This window comes from Lactobacillus sp. XV31L, from assembly GCF_059900865.1.
Genome location: NZ_JBWXGC010000023.1, coordinates 1 through 3,232 on the forward strand (window position 1 = coordinate 1; position 3,232 = coordinate 3,232).

The following is a 3,232-nucleotide window of genomic DNA, read 5'->3' on the forward strand; positions in this document are numbered from 1 at the left end:
TAGTACATTGAAAACTGAATATAATCCAAGAAAAAAACCGAGAAACAATCAAATCAAAAAGAGAACAGATTGCACGAGCGACTTAAAAGAGCAGATCTTAGAAGTAAGGTCAAGTAAATAAGGGCGCACGGTGGATGCCTAGGCACAAGAAGGCGAAGAAGGACGTGACGAACCACGAAAGGCTTCGGGGAGCAGTAAGTAAGCAATGATCCGGAGATATCCGAATGGGGGAACCCAGTGCATGAAGATGCATTACTAATAAGTGAATAGATAGCTTATTAGGGCAAGACGCAGTGAACTGAAACATCTAAGTAGCTGCAGGAAGAGAAAGAAAAATCGATTTCCCAAGTAGCGGCGAGCGAAACGGAAAGAGCCCAAACCATGTGATTTATCAGATGGGGTTGAAGGACTGCAAAAAAGATAGTGCAAGGGATAGCAGAATTATCTGGGAAGATAAGCCAGAGAGGGTGAGAGCCCCGTAAGCGAAATCCTAAGGACGTCGAGCAGGATCCTGAGTAGGTCGGAACACGAGGAATTCCGATTGAAGCAGCGAGGACCATCTCGCAAGGCTAAATACTCACTTGTGACCGATAGTGAACCAGTACCGTGAGGGAAAGGTGAAAAGAACCCCGGAAGGGGAGTGAAAGAGAACCTGAAACCGTGTGCCTACAAGTAGTCAGAGCCCGTTAAAGGGTGATGGCGTGCCTTTTGTAGAATGAACCGGCGAGTTACGTTAACTAGCGAGGTTAAGTCCAAGAAAGGACGGAGCCGCAGCGAAAGCGAGTCTGAATAGGGCGAGGTAGTTAGTTGATGTAGACCCGAAACCAAGTGACCTACCCATGACCAGGTTGAAGGTGTGGTAAAACGCACTGGAGGACCGAACCCACGTAAGTTAAAAATTGCGGGGATGAGTTGTGGGTAGCGGTGAAATTCCAAACGAACTTGGAGATAGCTGGTTCTCTCCGAAATAGCTTTAGGGCTAGCCTGGTGTCAGACCGATAATGGAGGTAGAGCTCTGTTTGGACGAAGGGCCCATCAAGGGTTACTGAATTCAGATAAACTGCGAATACCAGATATCGGGGCACTGGAGTCAGACTGCGAGTGATAAGATCCGTAGTCGAAAGGGAAACAGCCCAGATCACCAGTTAAGGTCCCAAAATCTATGCTAAGTGGAAAAGGATGTGGAGTTGCGTAGACAACTAGGATGTTGGCTTAGAAGCAGCCATCATTAAAAGAGTGCGTAATAGCTCACTAGTCGAGTGACGCTGCGCCGAAAATTTACCGGGGCTAAGCATAGTACCGAAACTGTGGATGTGCATGTAAAAAATGTACGTGGTAGGAGAGCGTTCTAAAGGCAGAGAAGCTTAATCGAGAGGATAAGTGGAGCGTTTAGAAGTGAGAATGCCGGTATGAGTAGCGAAAGATAGGTGAGAATCCTATCCGCCGAAAGACTAAGGTTTCCTGGGGCAGGCTCGTCCGCCCAGGGTAAGTCGGGACCTAAGGCGAGGCCGAAAGGCGTAGTCGATGGACAACAGGTAGAAATTCCTGTACTGCGATAGATCGTTAATAGCGAAGGAGGGACGCAGGAGGCAAAGAACGCATGGTGCTGGAAGCCCATGTTTAAGCGACAAGTGTGGATAAGAGTCAAATGCTTTTATCCAGTAAGCACAAGTCGTGATGAGGAGCGAAATCAAGTAGCGAAGGTTCAAGCGTCACACTGCCAAGAAAAGCTTCTAGCAAGAGCTATCGTACCCGTACCGCAAACCGACACAGGTAGTCGAGTGGAGAACACTAAGGTGAGCGAGAGAACTCTCGTTAAGGAACTCGGCAAAATCGCCCCGTAACTTCGGGAGAAGGGGTGCTGGTGTAAAAGCCAGCCGCAGTGAATAGGCCCAAACAACTGTTTATCAAAAACACAGGTCTCTGCAAAGTCGAAAGACGACGTATAGGGGCTGACACCTGCCCGGTGCTGGAAGGTTAAGGAGAGAGGTTAGACGCAAGTCGAAGCTTTGAACTGAAGCCCCAGTAAACGGCGGCCGTAACTATAACGGTCCTAAGGTAGCGAAATTCCTTGTCGGGTAAGTTCCGACCTGCACGAAAGGTGTAATGATTTGGGCACTGTCTCAACGAGAGACTCGGTGAAATTATAATACCCGTGAAGATGCGGGTTACCCGCGACAGGACGGAAAGACCCCATGGAGCTTTACTGCAATTTGATATTGGGCAGCTGTTAAACATGTACAGGATAGGTAGGAGCCAGAGAAGATAGTACGCCAGTATTATCAGAGGCAATGTTGGGATACTACCCTTGTTTGATGGCTGCTCTAACCAGGGCCTCTGAGCGAGGCATGGAACAGTGTCAGATGGGCAGTTTGACTGGGGCGGTCGCCTCCTAAAGAGTAACGGAGGCGCCCAAAGGTTCCCTCAGAATGGTTGGAAATCATTCACAGAGTGTAAAGGTATAAGGGAGCTTGACTGCGAGAGAGACAACTCGAGCAGGGACGAAAGTCGGGCTTAGTGATCTGGTGGTACCGCATGGAAGGGCCATCACTCAACGGATAAAAGCTACCCTGGGGATAACAGGCTTATCTCCCCCAAGAGTTCACATCGACGGGGAGGTTTGGCACCTCGATGTCGGCTCGTCGCATCCTGGGGCTGAAGTAGGTCCCAAGGGTTGGGCTGTTCGCCCATTAAAGCGGCACGCGAGCTGGGTTCAGAACGTCGTGAGACAGTTCGGTCCCTATCCGTCGTGGGCGTTGGAAATTTGAGAGGAGCTGTCCTTAGTACGAGAGGACCGGGATGGACATACCGCTGGTGTACCAGTTGTTCTGCCAAGGGCATAGCTGGGTAGCTACGTATGGACGGGATAAGCGCTGAAAGCATCTAAGTGCGAAACCCCCCTCAAGATGAGATTTCCCATACGAAAGTAGTAAGACACCTCAAAGACGATGAGGTAGATAGGCTAGGAGTGGAAGAGCCGTGAGGTTTGGAGCGGACTAGTACTAATCAGTCGAGGACTTGACCAAAAGCGAGTGCAAGCTGGAGATTGGGCCGAAGGTTAAAGAGAAGGATTATATTTAGTTTTGAGTGTAAAAGCTCAAAGAGAAAAAGTACGGTGGCAAGAGCAAGAAGGAAACACCTGTAACCATGTCGAACACAGTAGTTAAGCTTCTTAACGCCGAGAGTAGTTGGTGGGAGACTGCCTGCGAGGGTAGGACGTTGCCGTGCTTTT

Annotated in this window: 2 rRNA genes; both read left to right on the top strand. The window is 49.4% G+C overall.

Annotated elements, in window-relative coordinates:
• Positions 1 to 107 precede the first annotated feature (107 nt).
• Positions 108 to 3,026 (top strand): 23S ribosomal RNA (locus tag AC2JF7_RS08930).
• An 85-nt stretch (positions 3,027 to 3,111) separates the two neighbouring features.
• Positions 3,112 to 3,228 (top strand): 5S ribosomal RNA (gene rrf / locus AC2JF7_RS08935).
• Positions 3,229 to 3,232: the final 4 nt, after the last annotated feature.